General features: G+C 55.1%; 23 protein-coding genes and 3 tRNA genes. 10 read left to right on the top strand and 16 right to left on the bottom strand.

Going from position 1 to position 23,683, the window contains the following annotated elements:
- Positions 1-22 precede the first annotated feature (22 nt).
- The gene (locus tag HMPREF9538_RS03175; RefSeq protein WP_002913435.1) at positions 23-415 is read right to left on the bottom strand and encodes a MerR family transcriptional regulator; all 393 of its coding nucleotides are present in this window, start codon (positions 413-415) and stop codon (positions 23-25) included.
- Between the two features lie 3 nt (positions 416-418).
- A complete protein-coding gene (locus tag HMPREF9538_RS03170; RefSeq protein WP_002913434.1) occupies positions 419-772 on the bottom strand; it encodes a MerR family transcriptional regulator in 354 nt (117 codons plus the stop codon).
- Between the two features lie 219 nt (positions 773-991).
- On the opposite strand from HMPREF9538_RS03170, the gene HMPREF9538_RS03165 reads away from it, so the two are divergent.
- From HMPREF9538_RS03165 to HMPREF9538_RS03155, 3 genes are all read left to right on the top strand, one after another.
- Positions 992-1,067: transfer RNA gene (locus tag HMPREF9538_RS03165), tRNA-Ala, on the top strand.
- 41 nt (positions 1,068-1,108) lie between these two features.
- Positions 1,109-1,184 (top strand) — tRNA-Ala (locus tag HMPREF9538_RS03160).
- Positions 1,185-1,393: 209 nt separating this feature from the next.
- The gene (locus tag HMPREF9538_RS03155) at positions 1,394-3,607 is read left to right on the top strand and encodes an EAL domain-containing protein (protein WP_004149240.1); all 2,214 of its coding nucleotides are present in this window, start codon (positions 1,394-1,396) and stop codon (positions 3,605-3,607) included.
- Positions 3,608-3,613: 6 nt separating this feature from the next.
- Here the strand turns inward: HMPREF9538_RS03155 and nupC are convergent, their stop codons facing one another.
- Positions 3,614-4,816: a nucleoside permease NupC gene (nupC, locus tag HMPREF9538_RS03150; RefSeq protein WP_009486216.1), complete on the bottom strand. Its 1,203-nt coding sequence runs from the start codon at positions 4,814-4,816 to the stop codon at positions 3,614-3,616.
- A gap of 346 nt (positions 4,817-5,162) precedes the next feature.
- On the opposite strand from nupC, the gene HMPREF9538_RS03145 reads away from it, so the two are divergent.
- Positions 5,163-6,404: an Nramp family divalent metal transporter gene (locus tag HMPREF9538_RS03145; protein ID WP_009486217.1), complete on the top strand. Its 1,242-nt coding sequence runs from the start codon at positions 5,163-5,165 to the stop codon at positions 6,402-6,404.
- Between the two features lie 57 nt (positions 6,405-6,461).
- Here the strand turns inward: HMPREF9538_RS03145 and HMPREF9538_RS03140 are convergent, their stop codons facing one another.
- Positions 6,462-6,821: a DUF2502 domain-containing protein gene (locus HMPREF9538_RS03140; RefSeq protein ID WP_002913419.1), complete on the bottom strand. Its 360-nt coding sequence runs from the start codon at positions 6,819-6,821 to the stop codon at positions 6,462-6,464.
- A gap of 130 nt (positions 6,822-6,951) precedes the next feature.
- Complete coding sequence (locus tag HMPREF9538_RS03135) at positions 6,952-7,944, bottom strand: aldo/keto reductase (protein WP_009486218.1); 993 nt, start codon at positions 7,942-7,944, stop codon at positions 6,952-6,954.
- 180 nt (positions 7,945-8,124) lie between these two features.
- Between HMPREF9538_RS03135 and HMPREF9538_RS03130 the strand changes: the two genes are divergently transcribed.
- On the top strand, positions 8,125-9,786 hold the full coding sequence (locus tag HMPREF9538_RS03130; protein WP_004159719.1) for an alpha-keto acid decarboxylase family protein: 1,662 nt from the start codon (positions 8,125-8,127) through the stop codon (positions 9,784-9,786).
- Here the strand turns inward: HMPREF9538_RS03130 and HMPREF9538_RS03125 are convergent.
- Positions 9,783-11,018 (bottom strand): ion channel protein, encoded by a 1,236-nt coding sequence (locus HMPREF9538_RS03125; protein WP_020317321.1) that lies wholly within the window; start codon positions 11,016-11,018, stop codon positions 9,783-9,785. The genes HMPREF9538_RS03130 and HMPREF9538_RS03125 overlap by 4 nt on opposite strands.
- A gap of 263 nt (positions 11,019-11,281) precedes the next feature.
- Between HMPREF9538_RS03125 and glk the strand changes: the two genes are divergently transcribed.
- Positions 11,282-12,247, top strand: coding sequence for a glucokinase (glk, locus tag HMPREF9538_RS03120; protein ID WP_002913377.1), 966 nt, complete (start codon positions 11,282-11,284; stop codon positions 12,245-12,247).
- Positions 12,248-12,300: 53 nt separating this feature from the next.
- On the opposite strand, the gene HMPREF9538_RS03115 is transcribed toward glk, so the two are convergent.
- Both HMPREF9538_RS03115 and HMPREF9538_RS03110 read right to left on the bottom strand, forming a co-directional pair.
- Complete coding sequence (locus HMPREF9538_RS03115; protein ID WP_002913374.1) at positions 12,301-13,038, bottom strand: LytR/AlgR family response regulator transcription factor; 738 nt, start codon at positions 13,036-13,038, stop codon at positions 12,301-12,303.
- A gap of 11 nt (positions 13,039-13,049) precedes the next feature.
- The gene (locus HMPREF9538_RS03110; protein WP_009486221.1) at positions 13,050-14,747 is read right to left on the bottom strand and encodes a sensor histidine kinase; all 1,698 of its coding nucleotides are present in this window, start codon (positions 14,745-14,747) and stop codon (positions 13,050-13,052) included.
- Between HMPREF9538_RS03110 and HMPREF9538_RS32490 the strand changes: the two genes are divergently transcribed.
- Complete coding sequence (locus HMPREF9538_RS32490; RefSeq protein WP_004153200.1) at positions 14,746-14,859, top strand: hypothetical protein; 114 nt, start codon at positions 14,746-14,748, stop codon at positions 14,857-14,859. The two genes, HMPREF9538_RS03110 and HMPREF9538_RS32490, sit on opposite strands and share 2 nt — an antisense overlap.
- On the opposite strand, the gene HMPREF9538_RS03105 is transcribed toward HMPREF9538_RS32490, so the two are convergent.
- Positions 14,856-15,041: a hypothetical protein gene (locus HMPREF9538_RS03105; protein ID WP_009486222.1), complete on the bottom strand. Its 186-nt coding sequence runs from the start codon at positions 15,039-15,041 to the stop codon at positions 14,856-14,858. The genes HMPREF9538_RS32490 and HMPREF9538_RS03105 overlap by 4 nt on opposite strands.
- 88 nt (positions 15,042-15,129) lie before the next feature.
- On the opposite strand from HMPREF9538_RS03105, the gene alaC reads away from it, so the two are divergent.
- On the top strand, positions 15,130-16,344 hold the full coding sequence (gene alaC, locus HMPREF9538_RS03100) for an alanine transaminase (RefSeq protein ID WP_002913372.1): 1,215 nt from the start codon (positions 15,130-15,132) through the stop codon (positions 16,342-16,344).
- 70 nt (positions 16,345-16,414) lie between these two features.
- Here alaC and ypdK read toward each other — a convergent pair whose 3' ends face one another.
- The 3 genes from ypdK to HMPREF9538_RS03090 all read right to left on the bottom strand — a co-directional run bounded on the left by ypdK (position 16,415) and on the right by HMPREF9538_RS03090 (position 18,476).
- Positions 16,415-16,486, bottom strand: coding sequence for a membrane protein YpdK (ypdK, locus tag HMPREF9538_RS31880; protein ID WP_099119320.1), 72 nt, complete (start codon positions 16,484-16,486; stop codon positions 16,415-16,417).
- A 311-nt stretch (positions 16,487-16,797) separates the two neighbouring features.
- Positions 16,798-18,021: a cyanate transporter gene (locus HMPREF9538_RS03095; RefSeq protein ID WP_009486223.1), complete on the bottom strand. Its 1,224-nt coding sequence runs from the start codon at positions 18,019-18,021 to the stop codon at positions 16,798-16,800.
- Complete coding sequence (locus HMPREF9538_RS03090) at positions 18,018-18,476, bottom strand: nucleoside deaminase (protein WP_009486224.1); 459 nt, start codon at positions 18,474-18,476, stop codon at positions 18,018-18,020. The genes HMPREF9538_RS03095 and HMPREF9538_RS03090 overlap by 4 nt, the downstream gene beginning before the upstream one ends.
- Before the next feature lie 132 nt (positions 18,477-18,608).
- Between HMPREF9538_RS03090 and cynR the strand changes: the two genes are divergently transcribed.
- A complete protein-coding gene (gene cynR, locus HMPREF9538_RS03085; protein ID WP_009486225.1) occupies positions 18,609-19,517 on the top strand; it encodes a transcriptional regulator CynR in 909 nt (302 codons plus the stop codon).
- Positions 19,518-19,526: 9 nt separating this feature from the next.
- Here cynR and HMPREF9538_RS03080 read toward each other — a convergent pair whose 3' ends face one another.
- From HMPREF9538_RS03080 to HMPREF9538_RS03065, 4 genes are all read right to left on the bottom strand, one after another.
- Positions 19,527-20,408 (bottom strand): hypothetical protein, encoded by an 882-nt coding sequence (locus HMPREF9538_RS03080; RefSeq protein WP_009486226.1) that lies wholly within the window; start codon positions 20,406-20,408, stop codon positions 19,527-19,529.
- A gap of 367 nt (positions 20,409-20,775) precedes the next feature.
- On the bottom strand, positions 20,776-21,258 hold the full coding sequence (locus tag HMPREF9538_RS03075; protein WP_009486227.1) for a WbuC family cupin fold metalloprotein: 483 nt from the start codon (positions 21,256-21,258) through the stop codon (positions 20,776-20,778).
- 248 nt (positions 21,259-21,506) lie between these two features.
- Positions 21,507-21,581 (bottom strand) — tRNA-Arg (locus HMPREF9538_RS03070).
- A gap of 89 nt (positions 21,582-21,670) precedes the next feature.
- Positions 21,671-22,600, bottom strand: a complete 930-nt coding sequence (locus HMPREF9538_RS03065; protein WP_009486228.1) for a formate/nitrite transporter family protein — start codon at positions 22,598-22,600, stop codon at positions 21,671-21,673.
- Between the two features lie 289 nt (positions 22,601-22,889).
- On the opposite strand from HMPREF9538_RS03065, the gene mlaA reads away from it, so the two are divergent.
- Positions 22,890-23,651, top strand: coding sequence for a phospholipid-binding lipoprotein MlaA (gene mlaA, locus HMPREF9538_RS03060; protein WP_002913362.1), 762 nt, complete (start codon positions 22,890-22,892; stop codon positions 23,649-23,651).
- The last annotated feature ends 32 nt before the right edge of the window (positions 23,652-23,683 follow it).

Here is a 23,683-nt window from a genome sequence, read left to right on the forward strand (position 1 = left end):
CCCCTGCCGTTTTTTTTGTCTGTTATTCCGGACTGGCGATGCCGAGGCGGGCAAGAAAACCGCTAATCCCTTCCCGGGCCAGCAGATCGCGGAGCTGCAGCTGTTCTGCCGGAGTCATCAGCTGTAGGGTTTCCGTGATTTGCCGCCAGATCGCGTCTGCCTCATTGACCAGGTATGCACCTGGCGATTCCGCGAGATGATTGTCGGTAAGCAGATGGCGTCTGGCAGGGATGTTGGTCAGAAACTCGCGTACCGGTTGGTCGATAACCACCAGTCGCGCTCGCCCCCCTTTAACGCCGGGTATTGCTTCGGTGCGCCATTGTTTCTCGCGAACCCAGCGATTGATCGTTTGTCTGGCCAGCCCCAGGCAGTCGGCAAGCTCTGCGGGCGTCATTTTATCTTTCAGTTTCATCATGGTTTACCGATCGCGGATCCCTAACCGAAGCAGTAACCCGGTGATCCCCTCGCGCAGCAACAAAGACATAAGCTGCTTCTGCTCGCTGGGGGTGAGTTCTTTACTGAGGGTCAGCAGCAGCGATTCCAGATCGCTATCATGGGGAGAATAGATGCCGGGCGTCTCCGCCACGCGCTGGGCGCTGCGGATAAACTCCCTGACTTGCTCATTGACATGGACCAGGCGCGCTTTGCCGCCCTGGACGCCAGGTCGCGGAGAGGTTTGCCATCCTTCTTTCCGCACCCACTTATTGATAGTTTGCCGACTGTAGCCGGTTAGATGGGCAATTTCTTCAGGTGTCATTCGTTCCTTGAGCATACTATTTCCTGAGTAAATGTATGGGAATTAGCTGCCCATGTTATAGCATCCTTTTACGTGAAAAGGTGACCTGTTTAACTTCTGACTGCGATAAGGCTCGCAATGTCAGCAAGTTGCCTGCTTTTTCAGCGATTGAATCGGGAAGGATAATTTTGCCGTTGACACCTGAGCGAGGAATTCATATTATGCCGCCCGTCAACACGACACGCTTTACGTTACGGGGCTATAGCTCAGCTGGGAGAGCGCTTGCATGGCATGCAAGAGGTCAGCGGTTCGATCCCGCTTAGCTCCACCAAATTCTGCACCCAGCGGATTTGGTTCGTAAAGAAGTCCTGTGGGGCTATAGCTCAGCTGGGAGAGCGCTTGCATGGCATGCAAGAGGTCAGCGGTTCGATCCCGCTTAGCTCCACCAAAATTCAGAACCCTCGCTTCGGCGGGGGTTTTTGTTTTTAGCGGGTTTCATGTAAAGCACTTTCTGGTTACGTCAGTTAATCTCCAGCAATTAAAATCGAAAGTAATTTCAGACTTTTTCCTGATAATTCGCCTTGCCTGCCCTAAATAAGCAACATAACATTTCCCCCATTAAACGTGATGAGGTTTCTGGAGTTTTAATTAACAATAATGCTTGATAAAATTAACATTAATATCAAAAAAACTCTATTGGCCTTTATCATTTGTTTAGTCGCTATTCCGCTGGCTCGTTTTATTTCACCGCAAACGATAATTGACGGCAACCTTATTTATATTGCCTGGCTGCCAATCAGCGTGATGTTTTCTGTTATTTTTATCTTTGGCCGCTATGCAATTGCGCCATTAATTCTCGCGTTTGCCATCACCAATAGTTTTCTCATTAAATTAACGCTGCCGCAGGCGTTTATCTTACTTTTTTGTCAACTGTTCGCCGTGTTTGTCTCCTGCGCTATTCTGCGACTGTTGGTGGGGAAGCGCTGGCGCTGCGGTCCAACGGCAAAACATATGGGGGCGCGGATCTTCTGGGGCGGCTTCTTCGCGCCGGTGCTCCTGAAAATCACCATGTATCTCGCCGGACAATATTTTGCGTTTCCATTAGCTATTACCAGTTACTTTGGTAGTATGCCGTTGATTTATACTGTAATAGATATCCAAAGTTTAATCAGTGCGGCATTAATTTTTACGACGTTTCTTTATTATCCAATGCGGATGATTATCAGTCCGCGCTACGCCCGACGTTTCTGGCAGCAGGAATGTTTACCGTGGCTGGCACCGCAATATCGCTCCTTTACCCTATATTGGTTTATCGCGTTGGCGGTGATATTAACGCTATTGTGTGCGCCGTATCAGTCTGAATTTATTGCCGGTTATTTAGTTCCGGTTATTTTTATTGTCTACTTTATCGGTATCAGTCGAATAGGCCATGCGCTATTGCGTATTTCATGGTCTGTCTCGGCCTTTTTGCTGGTGGTATATAACAAAAACTTTCTCCAGGGGGTGCAAAGCGAGTATTCACTCTCCTTTGTGCTGTCGGTTCTGATCTCCTTTACTATCTGTTTGTTTTATATGGCCGACATCTATGCCCGCAGCGACCGCAACAAACGCCGCTGGCGTAGCCAGGCGGAAGAGGATCCGCTGACCGGCTTGCCTAACCTGCGCGCGCTGGAGAGCCATTTACAGAGCTGTCCTCAGCAGGCTATCTGCAGCCTGCGTATTGATAATCTCGACTTTCTCAGTCGGCATTATGGTCTGATGATGGGGGTGGACTGTAAACGGCAGATTATTCGGGCGCTGCAACCGCTGCTGGGAGCGGCGGATAAAGTCTTCCAGGTACCGGGCAGCGAACTGATCCTCGTGCTTGATGGGCCGGAGCCGTCGTCCCGCTTGAATCACATGGTCGCGGTCCTCAACCACAAAAAGTTCAGCTGGCACAATCAGCCGCTGGATTTGGAGTTTGGCGCGGCCTGGGGCCGCGATGACGGCCAGGGTGAGGGACTTTACCAGATGCTGGGCCAGCTAAGCTGGCTTTCCGAACAGGCGGGCAGTGAACGTCGGGTGCTGGCGCTGGACGAGGAGCAGGATCTGGTAGTGGATCAAACTACCGAGCAGGTGCGCCTCCTTATGCGCGTCAAGCAAGTGCTCAAAGATCGCGCGCTGATGCTCTATGCGCAACCGATTCAGAATCCGGAGGGGGAGGGTTATCATGAGATCCTCACGCGCATGCGCTGTGGCGATAGCGTCATTATGCCCGACCGATTCATTCCGCTGATTGTGCAGTTTAACCTCAGCCAACGTTTTGACATGCTGGTGCTGGAGACCTTGTTCAGTATGCTCCATAAGCATCCCGGCCAGCGATTCTCGGTCAACCTGCTGCCTGCAACTCTGATGCAAAAGAACAGCGCAGGGCAGATTATCGCGCTGTTTCAACGCTATAGCGTCTCGCCAGAACTTATAACTATTGAGGTGACCGAAGAGCAGGCCTTCTCTAATGCGGACACCAGTCGGCAAAATCTTGAAGCGTTGCGCGCGTTTGGCTGCGCCATCGCTATTGATGACTTTGGCACCGGCTATGCGAACTATGAACGTCTGAAACATCTACAGGCCGATATCATTAAGATTGACGGCTGCTTCGTCCGCGACATCCTCACGGACCCGCTGGACGCCATCATGGTGAAATCGATTGTCGAGATGGCGCGGGCGAAACAGATGAGCGTGGTGGCGGAATATGTCGAAAGCGAACCGCAAAAAGCGCGCTTGCTGGAGCTGGGCGTGAATTATCTGCAGGGTTATCTGATCGGTAAACCACAGCCGCTGGGTGAATGTCGGGCAAAAAAAAGCCGGGCATTGCCCGGCTCAGATGACTGACGTCTGTTACAGAACCAGCGCCGCAATCGAGGCGGACAACACGCTAACCAGCGTGGAGCCGTACACCAGCTTCAGACCGAAGCGAGAAACTACGTTGCCCTGTTCTTCGTTCAGACCTTTGATCGCCCCGGCAATAATACCGATAGATGAGAAGTTGGCGAAGGAGACCAGGAAGATAGAGATAATGCCTTCCGCGCGCGAGGAGAGCGTCGAGGCAATTTTCTGCAGATCCATCATGGCGACGAATTCATTGGAGACCAGTTTGGTAGCCATAATACTGCCCACCTGCAGCGCTTCGCTTGCCGGCACACCCATCACCCAGGCGACCGGGTAGAAGATATAGCCGAGGATACCCTGGAAGGAAATGCTATAGCCGAACCAACCGGTCACGGTGGCGAACAGGGCATTCAGCGCCGAGATCAGCGCGATGAAGCCGATCAACATCGCCGCCACGATAATCGCGACTTTAAAACCTGCCAGAATATACTCGCCCAGCATCTCGAAGAAGCTCTGACCTTCGTGCAGATTCGACATCTGCAGATTTTCTTCGCTCTCTTCCACGCGGTAAGGGTTAATTAATGACAGAACGATAAAGGTGCTGAACATGTTGAGCACCAGCGCCGCAACGACATACTTTGGCTGCAGCATGGTCATGTAAGCGCCTACGATGGACATGGACACGGTGGACATCGCCGTCGCCGCCATGGTGTACATGCGGTTGCGCGACATTTTGCCGAGAATATCTTTATACGCGATAAAGTTTTCCGACTGGCCGAGGATCAACGAGCTCACGGCGTTGAAGGACTCCAGCTTGCCCATGCCGTTAACTTTCGACAGGACGGTACCGATCGCGCGAATGACAATCGGCAGGATACGAATATGCTGCAAAATGCCGATCAAAGCCGAAATAAAGACGATAGGGCACAAAACTTTGAGGAAGAAGAAGGCCAGGCCTTTATCGTTCATGCCGCCGAACACGAAGTTTGTCCCTTCGTTGGCAAACCCGAGGAGTTTTTCAAACATCTCGGAAAATCCTTTCACAAAACCCAGACCAATATCGGAGTTGAGGAAGAACCAGGCCAGCAGGACTTCAATGACAAGCAGTTGAACAACATAACGAATACGGATCTTTTGGCGGTCATGGCTGACCAACAGGGCCAGTATAGCCACCACAACGATCGCGAGGACAAAATGCAAGACGCGGTCCATAGTTGCTCCAAATATGAGGCAGGTTAAATTTCCGTGCACATTCTATGCAACGGCTTTAAAGAAAACGAGATCAATTGCACACTATTGCAAGGAACTGTGACCAATGGCAAAAATAGTGATCCAACATCCACTTTTGTTATGTTACGTAAAGGTTTTAAAAGTTGCATTCTTGTACTACTCTTAATAGCGGGCTGGATCTCGTTTTCTGACGCCCGTATTTCATTTCCGGCCAGCTATTGTTCCCTTCTATCACAGCAATCATTATCTCCATTCTAAATGAACTTGATAATCATTCGCATTTTGATAGCATGAAACATAGCAAAGGCTATATTTCCAGAGGCAGAAGATGACTAGCAGTCGCGTTGAGAATAGCAGTAGTCGCGCCGCGCGCAAGGTGAAGCTCGCCTTAATGGGCCCGGCTTTCGTCGCTGCCATTGGCTATATCGATCCGGGTAATTTCGCCACTAACATTCAGGCCGGCGCCAGCTTTGGCTACCAGCTGCTGTGGGTCGTGGTGTGGGCTAACCTGATGGCGATGCTGATCCAGGTGCTTTCTGCCAAACTGGGCATTGCCACCGGCAAAAACCTGGCCGAGCAGATCCGCGACCATTACCCGCGTCCTGTTGTCTGGTTTTACTGGGTACAGGCGGAAATTATCGCTATGGCCACCGATCTGGCTGAATTTATCGGCGCCGCAATTGGTTTTAAGCTGGTACTCGGCGTATCGCTTCTGCAGGGTGCGGTGCTGACCGGGGTGGCGACTTTTCTGATCCTGATGCTGCAGCGGCGCGGACAAAAACCACTGGAGAAGGTGATCGGTGGATTGTTGCTGTTTGTCGCCGTGGCCTATGTCGTGGAGTTGATCTTTTCCCAGCCCGCGCTGGCTCCTCTGACGAAAGGGCTGGTGATCCCCACGCTGCCCAACGGGGAGGCGGTATTCTTAGCCGCCGGGGTACTGGGTGCGACAATCATGCCGCACGTTATCTACTTACACTCATCGCTGACTCAGCATCTGCATGGCGGAACGCGAAAAGAACGCTATAACGCGACCCGCTGGGATGTGGCGATCGCCATGACCATTGCCGGGTTCGTCAATCTGGCGATGATGGCGACCGCTGCGGCGGCATTCCACTTTAATGGCCATACCGGCGTCGCCGATCTCGATCAGGCCTACATGACGCTGGAGCCGCTGCTGAGCCACGCGGCGGCGACCATCTTTGGCCTCAGCCTGATTGCCGCCGGTTTATCGTCGACCGTGGTGGGCACTCTGGCAGGTCAGGTCGTTATGCAGGGGTTTATCCGCTTTCATATTCCGCTGTGGTTTCGCCGGGCGATCACCATGCTGCCGTCGTTTGTCGTCATTCTGCTGGGGCTGGATCCTACGCGCATCCTGGTAATGAGTCAGGTGTTGCTCAGCTTTGGCATTGCGCTTGCCCTGGTGCCGCTGCTGATATTTACCAGCAATGCGAAGCTGATGGGGGACCTGGTGAATACCCGTTGGGTGAGAGGCATCGGCTGGGCGATAGTCGCTATTGTGGTGAGCCTGAACGGCTGGTTAATAGTGGGGTCGCTGCTCGGGCTGGATTAATTGATTCCTGATGCTGAATAAAGTAAAGGGGAGCCGATGGGCTCCCTTTTTCGTTTGTTAGTGATGGCCATGTCCATGACCGTGACCGCGCCCACCCGGGCCGCGTCCCCAGCCGCCGCGGTGGTCATCGCGGTCGTTCCAGCCAGCACGATAGCCGCGCTCCCAGGCTTTATCTCTGCCTTTGTACCAGCCTTTGTGCCAGCCGTTGTCATGACGATGCCAACGGTTATCACGCCATTCATAGTGACGACGCCAGTAATCACGGTCGCGCCAGCTGCCACCGTCCCAGTAGTTACCGTAATTGTCACGATCGCCTATTTGTAATTTTACCGATGGCAGCAGGGTGATTTCACCAGCGTTAGCGACCAGTGGCCCTGCGGCCAGCAGTACTGCTGCCAGAATCAGTGACCTGAACATACTCTTCTCCTTCACGATCGGGGCCGTAAGCGGCCTGTTAACCTGATATTACGGGTCGGTAAAGACCCGCCGCATCGGACGAACTCCGAAAGCGCAGGAAAGAGCACTTTTTGCTAAAGTAACATTTGCTTTACAGCGCAAGGATGGCGTCGATGGCCGCGCACTCCTCGGTGGTGAAATGGCGATTCAGCAGCATGCCGACGGCATCATCCAGTTGCGCGGTTTTGCTGGCGCCGATCAGCACCGAGGTGACTTTCTCTTCGCGCAACACCCAGGCCAGCGCCATCTGCGACAGCTTCTGCCCACGCGCTTCCGCCTGCCTGTTAAGCTGACGAATTTTTTCTAATCGGGCTGGAGTCAGTTGCTCCGGCTGCAGAAAACGACTGCTGCTGGCGGCGCGCGAGTCGGCCGGAATGCCGTTGAGATAGCGGTCGGTAAGTTGCCCACCGGCCAGCGGTGAAAACGCTATGCTTCCAATCCCTTCCGTCTGCAGAAAATCCAGCAGTCCTTCTTCCACGCCGCGTTCGAACATCGAGTAGCGAGGCTGGTGGATGATGCAGGGGGTGCCGAGGTCGTTAAGGATCTTCACCGCCTCCCGCGCCTGGGCCAGAGGATAGTTGGAGATCCCGACATATAGCGCTTTACCCTGACGAACCAGATGATCGAGCGCACGCATCGTTTCCATCAGCGGCGTCTGTGGATCAGGCCGGTGATGGTAAAAAATATCGACGTATTCCAGCCCCATGCGTTTAAGGCTCTGGTTAAGACTGGCTACCAGATATTTTCGCGATCCCCAGTCGCCGTAAGGGCCGTCCCACATCGTGTAACCTGCTTTAGTGGAGATGATTAACTCATCGCGATAAGGCAGGAGCGACTCTTTCAGGATACGGCCAAAGTTGCTTTCCGCCGAGCCCGGCGGCGGCCCATAGTTGTTGGCCAAATCGAAATGGGTTATACCGAGGTCAAAAGCGTGCAGGAGCATCTGCCGGCTAGTTTCCACTCGCGTTTCATCGCCAAAGTTATGCCACAGGCCAAGGGAAATAGCCGGTAGCTGCAGACCGCTGCGGCCGCAGCGACGGTACTCCATCGTTTGATATCGCGTGGTGCTTGCCTGGTAAACCATTCTTCCTCCGCCGACAAAACAGGATGTGTATACGTTTACACTAAACAATGTTCTGCGTGGAGTACACTGCTTTTTCTGCGTAATTATTGCTTTACACTGCCATTATCACCTCCCATCTGGACAGGCGGATCGCTTATTCAATACTCAAATTACACCTGCACCAAAATGAGGATAATGGATATGCAACCGACCTACACTATTGGGGATTATCTGCTGGATCGCCTTGTCGACTGCGGTATTGACCGCTTGTTCGGCGTGCCGGGAGATTACAACTTACAGTTTCTCGATCGCGTCATCGCGCACAGCGCCTTGGGGTGGGTCGGCTGCGCCAACGAGCTGAATGCGGCATATGCCGCTGACGGCTATGCGCGCATCAAAGGAGCCGGTGCGCTGCTGACCACTTACGGCGTCGGCGAATTGAGCGCGCTGAACGGCATTGCGGGTAGCTATGCGGAACATATTCCGGTATTGCATATCGTCGGTGCGCCCTCTACCGGCGCCCAGCAGCGCGGCGAACTGCTGCACCATACCCTCGGCGATGGCGATTTTCGCCATTTCGCCCGCATGAGCGAGCAGATCACCTGTAGCCAGGCGCTGCTGACCGCCGGCAACGCCTGCCATGAAATCGACCGTGTGCTGCGCGATATGTTGACGCATCATCGCCCCGGCTATTTGATGCTGCCAGCCGATGTCGCCAGAGCGGCAGCGATTGCCCCAGCCCAGCGCTTGCTGGTGGAGCCCGCTCCGGCGGATGAAAACCAGCTTGCCGGGTTCTGCGAACATGCCAGCCGCCTGCTGCGGGGCAGCCGACGCATTTCCCTGCTGGCGGACTTCCTGGCGCAACGTTATGGCCTGCAGAAGACGCTCCGGGAGTGGGTGGCGAAAACGCCTGTCGCCCATGCGACGATGCTCATGGGCAAGGGATTGTTTGATGAGCAGCAGAGCGGGTTTGTCGGCACCTACAGCGGGATTGCCAGCGCGCCGCAGACCCGGGAGGCGATTGAAAACGCCGACACCATCATCTGCATTGGCACGCGCTTCACCGACACCATCACCGCAGGATTTACCCAACATCTGGCGCGGGAAAAGACTATTGAGATCCAGCCCTTCGCCGTCAGGGTGGGCGATCACTGGTTCAGCGGGGTGCCGATGGATAAGGCTTTGGCCGCGCTGATGACGCTTTCCGCCCCGCTGGCGGCGGAGTGGGCTACGCCTCAGGTCGTGGCGCCGGAGGCTGAGGAGGGCGCTGAAGGCGAGTTGACCCAGAAAAATTTCTGGGCGACGGTGCAGGGCGCCCTGCGTCCGGGGGATATTATTCTCGCCGATCAGGGGACGGCCGCCTTTGGCATTGCGGCGCTGAAGCTGCCCTCTGAAGCATCGCTGATCGTCCAGCCGCTGTGGGGCTCGATTGGTTTTACTCTCCCGGCCGCCTATGGCGCACAAACCGCGGCGGCGGAGCGGCGGGTGGTGCTAATTGTCGGCGATGGCGCGGCCCAACTGACCATTCAGGAGATGGGCTCCATGCTGCGTGATAAGCAAAAGCCGCTTATTCTGCTGCTGAATAACGAAGGGTATACCGTGGAACGGGCGATTCATGGTCCAGAGCAGCGCTACAATGACATCGCTCTGTGGGACTGGCAGCGGCTGCCGGAAGCCTTCGCCCCTGACGTTGCTTCGCGCTGCCGGCGGGTCACTCAGACGTCTGAACTGCGGGAGGCGATGACGGAGAGCATCACCTCCGATACCCTCACCCTGGTAGAAGTGATGCTGCCGAAAATGGATATCCCCGATTTCCTGCGCGCGGTGACGCAGGCCCTTGAGGAGCGAAACAGCCGCGTTTAATCGGTATCCCGTTTGGCAATCATCAACGGTCTCCCGGCCAGCAGCAGCCAGGCCGGGAGCATCACCATACACAACAGCGGCAGCAAAGTCGTATCCGGGACCACCACGGCGGCCATAAACAGGCTCAACCAGCCGTCGCGAGTGACGACCAGCACCATGCCGAGGATCGCGCAGGAAACGGTGATTGCCGCCGGCACCGCGTCAACATGAGCATGCAGCATCAGCCCCAGCGCTACCCCGACGAACACCGCCGGGAAAATTCGCCCGCCGCGAAAGCCGCTGGCTGAGGCAAGAACCAGGGCCGCCAGTTTGACCAGCGCGATAAGCAGAAAATCCGCGGCGGTTAGCGTCTGGCTGAAGGCCAGCTGCTGCATCTCATCCAGCCCTTTAAATAGCGTTAAGGGCCCGCCTATCGTCCCCACGATCCCCAGCAGCAGCCCGCCGATGCCGAGGGTCAGGATTGGATTTTTCAACCGATGCATCAGGGCATGCAGTCGCGGCAGACACCAGACGGCCACCATGCCGACGGCGATAGCGATCAGGGCGACGATAATGCCGCTGAGAATATCAACGAAGCGCATCTGACCATAGTGCGGGATCGGCAGCGAAAAATGGGGATGGAAAAACAGATCCGTCGTCAACGCGCCGGCGGCGGCGGCGAGGAGGGGAGCAAAGAGGCGATCCCACAGTGGCGTATCGTTGCTGCTATTGAGGGTTTGCGAAAAAATCAGCGCGGCGGCAACCGGGGTACCGAAGAGGGCGCCGATGGTGCCTGAGGCCGCGAGGATGGTCCAGTCCAGCGAGCTGACGCGCGGAAACAGTCGGGAGCCGACGGCGACAGCCAGCGCGATATTCACCACCATAATCGGATGCTCCGGGCCGAGGCTGACGCCGCCGGCGAGGCCGAGGATCAGCGCGGCCAGGAGTCCGGGCAGCGCGCCGGTGGCAATGGGAGCGCCGATTAACGACTCGGTCGCTGGATCCGGCCCGGCGTGCCCGGGGCTGTAACGAATGACCAGACCCACCGCGATCCCTGTCGCCGTCAGCATGGCGATGATCCACAGCGGGCTGTCGGCGCTCACCCCCAACTGCGCGGGCAGATTGCTCCACAGCACGCGCTGCAGCAGCGCGGCAACCTTCATCGCCACGATCAGGATCAGGCTGCAGGCGATGCCTATCAGGATGGCCGGCACCGACAGGATCAGCATTGTTCTGGCGCGAGGATGGAGCATGGAAATGTCCTTGTAAAAGTGCTGGAGCACTACTTTGCCTTCGTCAGCGGAGACCGTCGATGCAAATGGTGCTGAAACGATAAAGTTAAGGTGACATCTGATATCCGGCGCGTCCTTTACAGGCTACCTTGCATAGATTACAAACTAAATGTGACCTGTGTCGCTAAACAAGGGGCGTCTGCGCGTTGGACGTTGTTGTTAAGCCGCCATGAATTTACAGTGTGCCAAAAGATTTATTTTGACTTTAGCGGAGCCGTAACGGAATGACAAAATTTGCTTTAGTAGGAGATGTCGGGGGGACCAACGCCCGCCTGGCGCTATGTGATCTGGCGAGTGGAGAGATCTCTCGCGCAAAGACCTATTCCGGGCTCGATTACCCCAGTCTGGAGGCAGTGGTGCGCGTCTACCTCGAGGAGCACCAGGTAACGGTCAACGAAGGTTGTATCGCCATCGCATGCCCGATTACCGGCGACTGGGTGGCGATGACCAACCATACCTGGGCTTTCTCTATCGCCGAAATGAAGCGTAACCTCGGCTTTGCCCATCTGGAGATAATTAACGATTTTACCGCTGTTTCAATGGCCATTCCGATGCTGAAAGCTGAGCACCTTATTCAGTTTGGCGGCAGTGCGCCGGTAGCGGGCAAACCGATCGCCGTTTATGGCGCCGGGACCGGGCTCGGCGTGGCGCATCTGGTCCACGTTGATAAGCGTTGGGTCAGCCTGCCGGGCGAAGGCGGTCATGTTGATTTTGCCCCGAACAGCGAAGAAGAAGGGATCATTCTGGAAGAGCTACGCGCCGAGCTGGGGCATGTTTCCGCAGAACGCGTGCTCTCAGGTCCCGGGCTGGTCAACCTGTATCGCGCGATTGTCAAATCGGACGGCCGACTGCCGGAGAACCTGCAGCCGCGTGAGGTGACCGAGCGAGCGCTGGCGGACAGCTGCACCGACTGTCGTCGGGCGCTGTCGCTGTTCTGCGTCATTATGGGACGCTTCGGCGGTAACCTGGCGCTGACCCTCGGGACGTTTGGCGGGGTGTATATCGCCGGCGGCATCGTGCCGCGCTTCCTGGAGTTCTTTAAAGCCTCTGGTTTCCGCGGCGGTTTTGAAGACAAAGGCCGTTTTAAAGCTTATGTTCAGGATATCCCGGTTTACCTGATTGTGCATGATAACCCAGGCCTGCTGGGCTCCGGCGCGCATCTGCGTCAGACGCTGGGTCAGGTGCTTTAAGCATTCTTCCCCCGGGCTCCCGTCGTAGCCCGGATGGCGGTGCTTTCCGCTCTCTACAGATTCATCAGCTGGCGAAACTCTTTCACTTTACTGCGACTGACCGGAACCTGAAACTCCAGGTCACGCAGGCGCAGCACATAGGTGTTGTTGAACCACGGCTCAATTTCCCGAATTTTGCTGAGATTTACGCAATACGAGCGGTGGCAGCGGAAGAAATGCGCGGTGGGCAGTTTGCTGCAGAATTCAGTAATGTTCATCGGCATGACGAATGACTCCCGGCGGGTATAGACGAATGTCATCTTTTCATGCGCCTCGGCATAATAAATATCATGAATACTGGTGACGATGATCCGCTCATCTTTGATCAGATTGATGGTGTCGTTTTCCCGTGGCGCCGCGCTGGCTAATCCTGAAGCAGCGTTATTTTGCTGCTGCCAGGCGGTGGTCAGCTTTTGCAGCATATTGATGATGCGCGACTCCTGGTAGGGTTTCAGGATGTAGTCAAAGGCTTCCAGCTCAAAGGCTTCCACCGCATGTTCTTTCCACGCGGTGATAAAGACGATAAAAGGTTTATGGGCAAACTGGCTGATGTTTTGCGCCAGCAGAACCCCGTCGAGCGACGGAATATTGATATCGAGAAAGATGGCGTCGACCTTGTTGTGCTGGAGAAATTTCAGCACGTCCAGGCCGTCGTCAAAGCTGCCGACGATCTCCATCTGGCTATGGGTGTTAATAAGCCAGGAGAGCTCCTGCTGGGCCAGAAACTCATCCTCCACAATGATAACTTTCATCTTTTCTCCGCTCATGACAACAGCGACTCCGTCAGCGCCTGCGGCGTAGAGTTATTGGGGACATAAAAGGCGATTTCGGTTCCCGGCGTCAGATTGCGGATATGCAAACCCTCGCCGTAGAGAAGTTTCACCCGATGATGCACATTGAGCAGGCCGATTTTGTTACCCGGCATCTCATCGGCTTCCACGCGGGCGACCACGACGGGATCGATACCGTTGCCCGTATCGCGAACGCTGATGCGTACCCGATTGCCGCACTCGTTAATGCCGATCGTCACCACGCCTTTGCCTTTACAGGGTTGAATACCGTGAACAATGGCATTTTCCACCAGCGGCTGGATAAGCAGGCTCGGGATCACGCAGCTGACGTCGTCGTCAATATCGTAGATGACCGTCAGCTTGTCGCCGAATCGCGCCTGTTCAATAGCGATATAATCTTTGATCTGATACAGCTCTCGTTTGATATCAATCTGCTCATCGTCTTTTAATTCGATGTTATAGCGCAGGTAGCGCGACAGATTAAAAATGAGCTGGCGCGCGGTGTCCGGATTAAGGCGAATCGAGGAGGAGATCGCGTTCAGCGCATTAAATAAAAAATGCGGGTTAATTTTGCTTTGCAGGGCGCGCAGCTCCGCTTTGTTGGCCATCTCCCGCAACTGTTCGGCGCGGGAGACTTCCAGCTGGGTGGAGATTATTTGCGACAGGCCAATCGCCATCTCCTGCAGCGTCGAAGTGATGCGATGGGCGTGGCAGTAATAGATTTTTAGCGTGCCGGTCACCACCCCTTTTTCCCACAGCGGGATCACCATCAAGGAGTGGATCTCCGGGGTGCGGTGGGCTTCGTCATTGTTTTTTATGATGATTTTCCCATAACGAATCGCCTGCCGGGTGGTGGGGCTAATCATATCGTCGTGGCGTTGATAGTTGGCTTCACCGACGCCCACGTAGGCCAGCACGTGCTCGGTATTGGTGATCGCCACCGCGTCGGCGGTAATGTCGCGGCGGATAATCTCGCAAACCTGGCGCAGAGAATCGCTGTTAACGTGTCGAAACAGCGGCAGGGTTTTGTTGGCGATATCGAGCGCCAGTTTCGCCTGCCGCGCCGCGCTGGCCTCCTTTTCCCCTTCAACGCTCTGCACCAGCAGCACGATAAAGCCGATGCAGACGCTGCCGAGGATCATCGGGATACCAATTTTCGAAACAATATCTACGCCGAGACTCAGGGAAGGCGCCCAGACCACCACCAGGATCATGGTCAGAGTTTCACACATCATCCCCGCCAGAATGCCGATTTTCCACCGTTGTTCGCGGGCCACTTTACGATTAATCAACCCCGACAGCAGGCCGGCGACAATGCTGGTGATAAAGCAGGGCACCGCGGTCACGCCGTCGATATCAATCAAATAGCGGTGCACGCCGGCAATCGCCCCGACAATCGCGCCCACCCAGGGACCAAACAGGATCCCACCGGACATCACGGCGATAATGCGGACGTTCACCAGGGACCCCTCAACCGGGACGCCGGACCAGGTACTAAATAGCGCGAACAGCGAGAAAATGGCTGTCACCGCCAGCAGCTCTTTCGGAGTATGGGCCGACTTATGCAACAGTTCGCGGAACAGGCGCAGGCGAATAAGGAAAAAGAGGCAAATAAGCATCAGGGCCGCACGATCATAGACCGCCAGCATCATAGTAAAGATTTCGTGCATGGGTGCGCCGCGTCAGTGGCCAGAAAGGGACATGATAAAAAACCTGACGGCAGAAGACCAGCCGTGGAACCATAAAGCGGAAAAGTCGCACTTTTTAAAGGGGATTAATTAAAAAGCATCGCGATAGCGGCGGTCTTCGCCATTAACGATAATATTCTGTGTTAAGAAAGATATCAGTGTGTTACCACTTTTATACAACCCGGGATTATTCCGCCCATGAACTGCCGCATTTAGCGCAGTCGATACCCGTTTTATATGCCAGGGAATATTTTTTAACGGGCCTCTCGACAACATGAATTTTTTCAGGTTATTTTCTAAACGAGCCGCAACAGCGGCAGCGTCGCTCGGACGGTCCGGGCGCTAACGTTAATTAGAGGAACCTATGGCTGAATCCAGTCCTGAACGCCGTTTTACGCGTATCGATCGTCTCCCTCCGTACGTTTTTAACATTACTGCTGAACTGAAAATGGCTGCGCGTCGGCGCGGCGAAGATATTATCGATTTCAGTATGGGTAATCCCGATGGCGCGACGCCGCCGCATATCGTGGAAAAACTCTGCACCGTTGCTCAACGGCCTGACACCCATGGTTACTCTACCTCGCGGGGGATCCCGCGCCTGCGTCGCGCCATTTCACGCTGGTATGAAGAACGCTATAACGTCGATATCGATCCGGAATCGGAGGCGATCGTCACCATTGGTTCGAAAGAGGGGCTGGCGCACCTGATGCTGGCGACGCTGGATCATGGCGACACCGTACTGGTGCCGAACCCCAGCTATCCGATTCATATCTATGGTGCGGTAATCGCCGGGGCGCAGGTGCGCTCAGTGCCGCTGGTGGAAGGGGTGGATTTCTTCAACGAGCTGGAACGCGCCATCCGCGAGAGCTATCCGAAGCCGAAGATGATGATCCTTGGCTTTCCCTCAAATCCGACCGCGCAGTGCGTCGAACTGGATTTCTTTGAAAAGGTTGTCGCTCTGGCGAAGCAGTATGACATTCTGGTCGTCCACGATCTGGCCTATGCCGATATCGTGTATGACGGCTGGAAAGCGCCCTCCATCATGCAGGTGCCCGGCGCGCGAGATGTCGCCGTCGAGTTCTTTACCCTGTCGAAAAGCTATAACATGGCCGGCTGGCGCATTGGCTTTATGGTGGGTAATAAGACTTTGGTGAATGCCCTCGCTCGTATCAAAAGCTATCATGACTACGGGACTTTTACTCCGCTGCAGGTGGCGGCGATAGCTGCGCTGGAGGGCGATCAGCAGTGCGTGCGCGATATTGCCGAACAGTATAAGCGCCGTCGCGATGTGCTGGTCAAAGGGCTTCATGAGGCCGGCTGGATGGTGGAGTGTCCGAAAGCGTCTATGTACGTGTGGGCGAAAATACCGGAACCTTACGCCGCCATGGGGTCGCTGGAGTTTGCGAAAAAGCTGCTTAATGAAGCGAAGGTTTGCGTCTCGCCGGGGATTGGCTTTGGCGACTATGGTGATACCCACGTCCGCTTCGCGCTGATCGAGAACCGGGACCGTACGCGCCAGGCGATCCGCGGTATCAAGGCGATGTTCCGCGCGGATGGTCTGCTGGCCTCCGCGAGCTAGCGCTGCGGGCAGCACGGCAAAATAAAAACGGGAGCATGAAGGCTCCCGTTTTTTTTGACACCGCTGCAGTCTAGATCATCAGGGCAAAAGTACCGGCCCAAACGATGACCATAAAAGAGAGGCCCATAAAGAAGTATTTCACGACTCATCACTCCACGCGCTTGTGCGACGTTCAAATGAATTAATTGTTCTGTTTTTCAAGGGCTGTCGCCAGTGTAACTTCACCCTGCAGCAGCCCGTAATTCTGTGCGTTTAGTGCTCCAGATGGCGCTAATGTACGCCTAAAAAATCAGGGAAACAAGAGGCATTTTTTTATTAATTTTTAGTTACTTACGAGTGTCGTGATTCGGCGACACATTAATTTCACAGGGTAATAAATTTAGCGCCAGCGACGCGAAGGAAACGGGTTTTAGCGATGGGGCGGGCGGAGAAGGCCAACGAGAGCGCGCGGCATTATCTTTGCCACGCGCCGCCGTCGGTTGAGGGCAGGTCTGAGGCGCGCTGTCGCCACTCGGCCGGGTAGTGTGCCGGGATAAAGCGCAGCGTCAGCGCCATGAGTAGCAGGACGCAGATCGCATGCCAGGACCAGTCAAGCGTGTAGTTCCCGCTCAGGCTACGCAGCAGGCCTGAAAGCCAGGGCGACAGACCGGCGATGATAAATCCGATCCCCTGCATAAAGGCTACCAGCCTGCCGGCCACCGCCGGTTGTCCGGCGTGATCCAGCGCCAGCACCAGGCACAGAGGAAACGCGCCGCCCAATCCCACGCCGCAGGCAATGGCCCAGAGCGCAGAGAAATGCTCTGGCAGCCAGATAAAGCCGCAGAAGCCAATCAGCTGTAGCGCCAGCGCTAGCAGAAGAAGCTGGCGCCGATCCTCCTGGCGAGCCAGCGCCGGGAGCAGCAGCGCGCCGGCGGTTTGCCCGACGGTCAGCAGCGCCAGCAGCGAACCGCTGTACTGGGCGCTGTCGCCTAGCTGGATGTAGTAAGGAGGCAGCCAGGCGATCAGGCTGGCGTAACCGGCATTGATCAGTCCGAAATAGAGTCCCAGCGTCCAGGCGCGGCGCTGGCCAATAATCGCGACCCGGGGGGAAGCGCTGGTCTGATGCGGTGCGCGAGGCAAATGCCGACAAATCGCCAGCCAGCTGAGCAGAGCCAGGAGCGCAGGGAGCGCCCACCAGGCTAGCGCATCATGCCAGGCCGCGCTATGTGACGCCAGCCATGGGGTGAACGCGGCGCCTAACCCGCCGCCGCCCATCAGCGCCGCTGACCATAGTCCCATCACCAGCGGCGTCCGTCGGGGAAAGAGGTGCTTAATTACCGCCGGGATGGCGGCCTGAATAATGCCGATGCCAATTCCTCCGGCCAGAGCGCTGGTGAGCAGTAAGCCACTATTCGGGGCGATTTCCCGCAGCAGGGCGCCTGCCGCGATAATCAGCAGGCTCAGCGCAATACTGCGCTTTTGACCGATATAGCGATCGACCCAGCCAGCGGCCAGCGCCAGCACCCCCATCGCGATCACCGGCAGCGCGGTCAGGAGTGCGGCCAGGGTATAGCTCATGCCGCTGGCTGCGCGGATGTCCGGCAGCAAAGGACCAATGGAGGTAAGCAGCGGCCGCATATTGATCCCAGTCAGTACCAGGACTGCCAGCGTCAGGTTCTGTCGCAGCGCTGGTGTCATGACTGCCGTTCCGCCCAGCGCTGATAAAGTTCAGTTCCCTCCGGCTGCGGGCGATGATGGATCGGCAGCGTTTGCTGGGCCAGCGGCTGCTGCAGCTGCTGATAAATCGCGGCGGTCGAGAGCTGAAAAGGCTCCCCGTCCTGATTGCTATTGGCGAAAAACACTTCCCGCACGCCGGTTAAATAGAGCGCGCTCAGGCACATAGGGCAAGGTTGTCCGCTGGCATAGATGACGCATTCGCGCAACACCGCGCTTCCCAGTCTGGCGGCAAGATCGCGAACGGCGTTCAGTTCGGCATGCGCCGTTGGGTCACCGCTCAGATGAAAGGTATTGACGCTTTCAGCGACAATCTCATCATTCCGCACCAGCACGGCGCCGAAGGGGCGCCCACCGTCAGCAATGTTTTGTTTTGCCAGCACTAATGCGCGCTGAAGATAACGATCGTGAGCGGACATAGTCACTCCTGCATAAAACGATGTTAAAGGTGAAATATGTTGAGGGTCGTGCGAAGAGGGTACGTCTCTTGTTTCATAAGTTAAAAGACTTATTTATGATAATGCCTATTGGAATTTCTTATAGGTGGGCCGATGCTTCTGCGCCAACTTTCCTACTTTATCGCTGTGGCTGAACATTGTGGCTTTTCCCGCGCCGCCGCGGCGCTGCATGTCTCCCAGCCTGCGCTGTCACAGCAGATACGCCAGCTGGAAGCGATGCTGGAGGTTCAGCTTTTCGACCGCTCTGGCCGACGTATTCGCCTGACCGATGCTGGAGAGATCTGGCTGGAGTATGCCCGTCGCGCGTTACGCGAGCTTGAGGAAGGTCGGCGCGCCTTGCATGACGCAGAAGATCTCCAGCACGGTAAACTCCGCATTGCTATGACGCCAACTTTCACTACCTATATGCTGGGCCCGCTGATGGAGGCGTACTACCGACGCTATCCTGGAGTAAAAGTGCTTATCCAGGAGATGAACCAGGAGCGGATGGAGGCGATGCTGCTGGAGGATGAACTGGATGTGGGGATTGCCTTTGACGACAGCCGGTCACAGGAAATTGTGGTTCAGCCGCTGCTGACGGAAACGCTTGCTCTGGTGGTGAGCCGTGCGCATCCGCTGGCAGGAGAGCGCGACTTGCAACTGCTGGCTCTCGACGCCCAGCCGCTAATTTTACTGAGCAGCGAGTTTGCTACCCGCGAGCAGATTGATCGTTATTGCCGCCTTCATCGGCTCGAACCAGACGTGCGGATGGAGGCCAACTCCATCGGGGCCGTTCTGTCGGTTATTCGAAGCACAACGTTAGCAACGCTGCTGCCGGCGGCGATCGCCGGACAGTTTGATGATGTGGTGGCGATTGAGCTAAGACCTGCGCTGCTGCAGCGCACGGCCTGTTTATTGCAGCGGCAGGGCGCCTGGCAGAGCGCCGCAGCGCGCGAATTCATCACCCTGGCCCGAGAGAACGCGATAACGATTGAGCAGGAAAGCCGCCAGTCCCTTGCCTGAAGGACTACGTTACTCGCCGGCGAACTGCGACTCACGGCTGGCTTCGCTGCCGATATCGCCTTCATCGGGCTGGGCATTCTCTATAAGCATGCCTTCTTCCTTAAGCCTTTCCAGCACGTGATGAAAGAGCTGAGTCTTGTCTGGCTCAGCCATACTCTGCAACTTCTCATTAAATACAGTATGGGACTGAACAAGATAATGGATAAATTCCAGCAATACCTCACTTTGCGGCAGGACGGTTAATTCCTGCTGGATGTAACGGGTTTGATCCAGTAGCGGATTTTTCGTCACGTCCATAGGCCGGGCGCTAATACTGTGGGCGTATATTTTCTCAATGGCCTGGCTGGTGATATAGATGCGGTTCAATGATATCGAGGGGCGTTCGTCTTCCTCTGGAATGAAATGACAATAAACAAATGGTTTATCCGGCAGCATCATGCTGAGGCGGTTTTCGAAAAGAATATCATCTGGCGCCTCCAGCAGCGCCATTAGGTTCCGACAGTGTGGATGCCAGAGCCCTGAAGCAAATACCTTTACGTTGAACTGGGTTACCGTATTTCCGCGCAGGGTTTCCATCGTCGGAATATCGCCTTCAAGTCGCAGAATGCTGCGGATATGGGAGTGTTGCGACCAGACTGTTTCTCCTACCTCGACTGAGGTAAATGGATTAAACGCGCTGGTTACCTCTTTTTCCTGATGGGAGAGGACGGCGATTTTTAATATTCCCGGCGTTGGGTTAAGCTTAAGACATAGATTGATTGCGCCAATATCATGCCAGTGAAGAATGTCTTCCAGTTCGCAGTTTAATAATTTTTGCGCCCGCGCCAGAGAGCAATACTCCATTGGTGGTAAATTATTTAGCTTCCAGATATTCCGTTCTGTAATATTCATAAGAATTGTATGTCGATGAAAAAATAAATCGCCATGGTGAGCAAAAGCATCAATGACAATGATTTATTTTTTCTGCTGACTTCCTTTACCTGATTAACAAAATCCATTCACATTGAGAATAATATATCGATAAATTGGCTGTTTTTATTGTTTTGCTGCCGCATATTTACTCTTTCCCGTTATCTTATCATCTCTTATTCGTAGAGAAAAATAGTTTGCTGAATATAAGCGTTTCTTCCTGTTTAGCAGCAATATTTAAGGTGAGTATGAGCGGAGCACGAAAAAAGGGACGGTCAATTTGGCAAACTTTGTGGTCGGCAGGAAGTATCAAACAGACGCCTGCGGCGCCTGTCGAACCTACCTGTGGTTATTGCGGCATAGACAGGAAGCGGTCACCCGGTTGCGCGATGGCATACCAGGACATCATTTCGGCAGTGCCTGGCTGGCCTTCAGCAGGCGCCCAGGCCATAGTGTCCATTTCGGCAAGCGGTTGATAAGCGCCTTGTTTGACTTCAAATACCATGCCGCCTGCGTCGAGCGAGAGCACCGTATGCCAGGTACCGGCTTCCATTTCCAGCGCCGTGCAGGTTTCACCCAGCACCACCCGGCGGGTAACCACGCCGTGGTCATCAAAATTCAGTACCACAAATCGGCCTTTCAGCGGCAGTAAAAGTTCGAAGGTATGTCTGTGCCGGTGGGGGCGGATATAGGTGCCGGGTTCCATGGCGATGGCCAGACGCTGTATCGGGTCGCTTAGTTCGGGATGAAAATTGCGATGGGCACGCAGGCGCGGAGCACTGGCTGCCGCTTCGCTCTGCTGCTGCATATCGCTGAGGGTGATCTGTTTCATATCAACGCCTGGCTCCTGTATCGTCCAGAGAAGGTTGTAAAAGGTCGCGGCTAGTGACTGAAAAAGTCAGAAGGTATTGTACGCAGAAATGCGCGTTGCTGTCGGTTTATTGTGTGCGTGATTGACAAAGACACGTTCCTTTCTGGCAGGACTAACCATACTGAAATCGTTGGCTAATTATGATTACGAGAAGAATACGTTCTGGCTGGCGTTTAGGTCATCGTGGTGAATGGCGGGCAACGTTTATATGGTGTCCCCTGCAGGAATCGAACCTGCAACTAGCCCTTAGGAGGGGCTCGTTATATCCATTTAACTAAGGGGACAAGGCGGCACGAGTATAGCGTTTTTTGCCCGCCTGAGTAAGAGCCATACCGTCTGACTGCTTAAACCCTCGCCACTCAGGGCGCTTTTTTTATGTCCGGTCGGCCTTTTTCCCTTTCTCCGCCGCCTGGGCGTGGGCTTCCGCTTTTCGCTTGCTGCTCATATCGTTACGGATCTGCGCATGGCTCAGCAGTGCGAAGATGAAGGTCCCGCCACAGATATTTCCCGCCAGGGTCGGCAGGGCGAACGGCCAGATAAAGTCGCTCCAGGGCAGATTTCCATTAAACACCAGATAAAGGATCTCGACCGAGCCCACCACAATATGGGTGGTATCCGCCAGGGCGATAAGCCAGGTCATGAGAATAATCACCACGATTTTGGCGGCGCCGGCGACAGGAAACATCCAGACCATGGTGGCGACCAGCCAGCCGGAAATAATCGCATTAGCGAACATCTCTGTCGGACTGTTTTTCATTACGTCTTCGGCAATGCTGACAAAGGCCTGACGGGTTGGCTCATCAAAAATAGGCATATAATTGAAGGCCCATGCGGCCACCGCGGTACCGATGAGATTGCCCGCCAGCACCACCGACCATAGCCGCATCAGCAAACCGACGTTACCGAGGGTGGGATTATGCATCACCGGCAGAACGGCGGTGACCGTATTTTCAGTGAACAGCTGCTGGCGGGCCATAATTACGATAATAAAGCCGAAGGTGTAGCCGAGGTTTTCCAGCAAAAAACCGCCCGGGATCCCCTCCAGTTTGACGTGAAAAATTCCCTTCGCCAGCAGGGAGGCCCCCATCGACAGGCCGGCCGCAATCGCTGACCATAGCAGGGCCAGCGCATCGCGCTCCATCTCTTTTTCCCCTTCCTGGCGAATATGTTCATGGATCGCCATCGCCCGCGAGGGAAGGCGATCTTCATTTACTTCGATCTCTTCACCACGCTGATTTTCCTCACTTTCCACTTCTCTTTCGTCATCCTCTGCCTTTAATTTGTTATTGTCTAGTTCATCCATTTCGTGGCCCTCGCTATCAATCTGTATAGTTATAGCGTAGCGGCTTTCCCTGCCGTCTGGCTGGGCATACTCTGAAATCGCAAAAATGGTAACGTCAGATTTTTGTCGCTCCGGTAGAATAGGAGCCCCGCGATTTCGTTATTCCCAGGCTAAGATCAAATCAACAACTTGGGTGATATAGACATCGTTCAACGTGCTGTTACAATCGCTCACATCTTTACGGGCGGAAGCGTTGTCTTTCCGTCATGGATGGCAACTCGCGATAGCCATAAAAACCAGGGAGACATCTATGAATTATCGCCTGTCGGCGCTTGCGCTTGGCGCCACATTGCTGGTGGGATGTGCCAGTTCCAGCTCTGGCGATCGGCCGCAGGGGCGCTCAGACCCGTTAGAAGGGTTTAACCGCACGATGTTTAACTTCAACTTTAACGTGGTTGATCCTTACGTGCTTCGCCCCGTCGCGGTGGCATGGCGCGACTACGTCCCACAGCCGGCGCGCAACGGGTTAAGCAATTTTACCAGTAACCTGGAAGAGCCGGCAGTGATGGTGAACTACTTCCTGCAGGGCGACCCCTATAAAGGTATGGTGCATTTTACCCGCTTCTTCCTGAACACCATTCTCGGTATGGGTGGGCTTATCGATGTGGCCGGGATGGCGAATCCGCAGCTACAGCGGGTTGAGCCACATCGTTTCGGCAGTACGCTTGGGCATTATGGCGTTGGCTATGGCCCGTATGTTCAGTTGCCGTTCTATGGAAGCTTTACCCTGCGCGACGAAGGCGGCGATATGGCCGATGGCTTGTATCCGGTGCTCTCCTGGCTGACCTGGCCGATGTCGATCGGTAAATGGGCGGTGGAAGGGATTGAGACACGTGCTCAGCTGCTGGATTCCGACGGCCTGCTGCGCCAGTCTTCCGACCCTTACATTCTGATGCGTGAAGCCTACTTCCAGCGTCATGACTTTATCGCCAACGGCGGTAAGCTGACCCCGGCGGACAACCCGAATGCTCAGGCTATTCAGGATGAGCTGAAGGATATCGATTCACAGTGATCGGCGATTGGTACTCAAAAGGGATGAACTGG

It is taken from the genome of Klebsiella sp. MS 92-3, from assembly GCF_000195655.1.
Taxonomy (GTDB): Bacteria; Pseudomonadota; Gammaproteobacteria; order Enterobacterales; family Enterobacteriaceae; genus Klebsiella; species Klebsiella pneumoniae.

What these genes read in the sequence shown, in the direction of transcription:
- HMPREF9538_RS03175 (WP_002913435.1), bottom strand. Translation starts at nt 415, where the DNA reads ATGATGAAACTGAAAGATAAAATGACGCCCGCAGAGCTTGCCGACTGC.
- HMPREF9538_RS03170 (WP_002913434.1), bottom strand. Translation starts at nt 772, where the DNA reads ATGCTCAAGGAACGAATGACACCTGAAGAAATTGCCCATCTAACCGGC.
- HMPREF9538_RS03155 (WP_004149240.1), top strand. Translation starts at nt 1,394, where the DNA reads ATGCTTGATAAAATTAACATTAATATCAAAAAAACTCTATTGGCCTTT.
- nupC (WP_009486216.1), bottom strand. Translation starts at nt 4,816, where the DNA reads ATGGACCGCGTCTTGCATTTTGTCCTCGCGATCGTTGTGGTGGCTATA.
- HMPREF9538_RS03145 (WP_009486217.1), top strand. Translation starts at nt 5,163, where the DNA reads ATGACTAGCAGTCGCGTTGAGAATAGCAGTAGTCGCGCCGCGCGCAAG.
- HMPREF9538_RS03140 (WP_002913419.1), bottom strand. Translation starts at nt 6,821, where the DNA reads ATGTTCAGGTCACTGATTCTGGCAGCAGTACTGCTGGCCGCAGGGCCA.
- HMPREF9538_RS03135 (WP_009486218.1), bottom strand. Translation starts at nt 7,944, where the DNA reads ATGGTTTACCAGGCAAGCACCACGCGATATCAAACGATGGAGTACCGT.
- HMPREF9538_RS03130 (WP_004159719.1), top strand. Translation starts at nt 8,125, where the DNA reads ATGCAACCGACCTACACTATTGGGGATTATCTGCTGGATCGCCTTGTC.
- HMPREF9538_RS03125 (WP_020317321.1), bottom strand. Translation starts at nt 11,018, where the DNA reads ATGCTCCATCCTCGCGCCAGAACAATGCTGATCCTGTCGGTGCCGGCC.
- glk (WP_002913377.1), top strand. Translation starts at nt 11,282, where the DNA reads ATGACAAAATTTGCTTTAGTAGGAGATGTCGGGGGGACCAACGCCCGC.
- HMPREF9538_RS03115 (WP_002913374.1), bottom strand. Translation starts at nt 13,038, where the DNA reads ATGAAAGTTATCATTGTGGAGGATGAGTTTCTGGCCCAGCAGGAGCTC.
- HMPREF9538_RS32490 (WP_004153200.1), top strand. Translation starts at nt 14,746, where the DNA reads ATGGGTGCGCCGCGTCAGTGGCCAGAAAGGGACATGATAAAAAACCTG.
- HMPREF9538_RS03110 (WP_009486221.1), bottom strand. Translation starts at nt 14,747, where the DNA reads ATGCACGAAATCTTTACTATGATGCTGGCGGTCTATGATCGTGCGGCC.
- HMPREF9538_RS03105 (WP_009486222.1), bottom strand. Translation starts at nt 15,041, where the DNA reads ATGTTGTCGAGAGGCCCGTTAAAAAATATTCCCTGGCATATAAAACGG.
- alaC (WP_002913372.1), top strand. Translation starts at nt 15,130, where the DNA reads ATGGCTGAATCCAGTCCTGAACGCCGTTTTACGCGTATCGATCGTCTC.
- HMPREF9538_RS03095 (WP_009486223.1), bottom strand. Translation starts at nt 18,021, where the DNA reads ATGACACCAGCGCTGCGACAGAACCTGACGCTGGCAGTCCTGGTACTG.
- HMPREF9538_RS03090 (WP_009486224.1), bottom strand. Translation starts at nt 18,476, where the DNA reads ATGTCCGCTCACGATCGTTATCTTCAGCGCGCATTAGTGCTGGCAAAA.
- cynR (WP_009486225.1), top strand. Translation starts at nt 18,609, where the DNA reads ATGCTTCTGCGCCAACTTTCCTACTTTATCGCTGTGGCTGAACATTGT.
- HMPREF9538_RS03080 (WP_009486226.1), bottom strand. Translation starts at nt 20,408, where the DNA reads ATGAATATTACAGAACGGAATATCTGGAAGCTAAATAATTTACCACCA.
- HMPREF9538_RS03075 (WP_009486227.1), bottom strand. Translation starts at nt 21,258, where the DNA reads ATGAAACAGATCACCCTCAGCGATATGCAGCAGCAGAGCGAAGCGGCA.
- HMPREF9538_RS03065 (WP_009486228.1), bottom strand. Translation starts at nt 22,600, where the DNA reads ATGGATGAACTAGACAATAACAAATTAAAGGCAGAGGATGACGAAAGA.
- mlaA (WP_002913362.1), top strand. Translation starts at nt 22,890, where the DNA reads ATGAATTATCGCCTGTCGGCGCTTGCGCTTGGCGCCACATTGCTGGTG.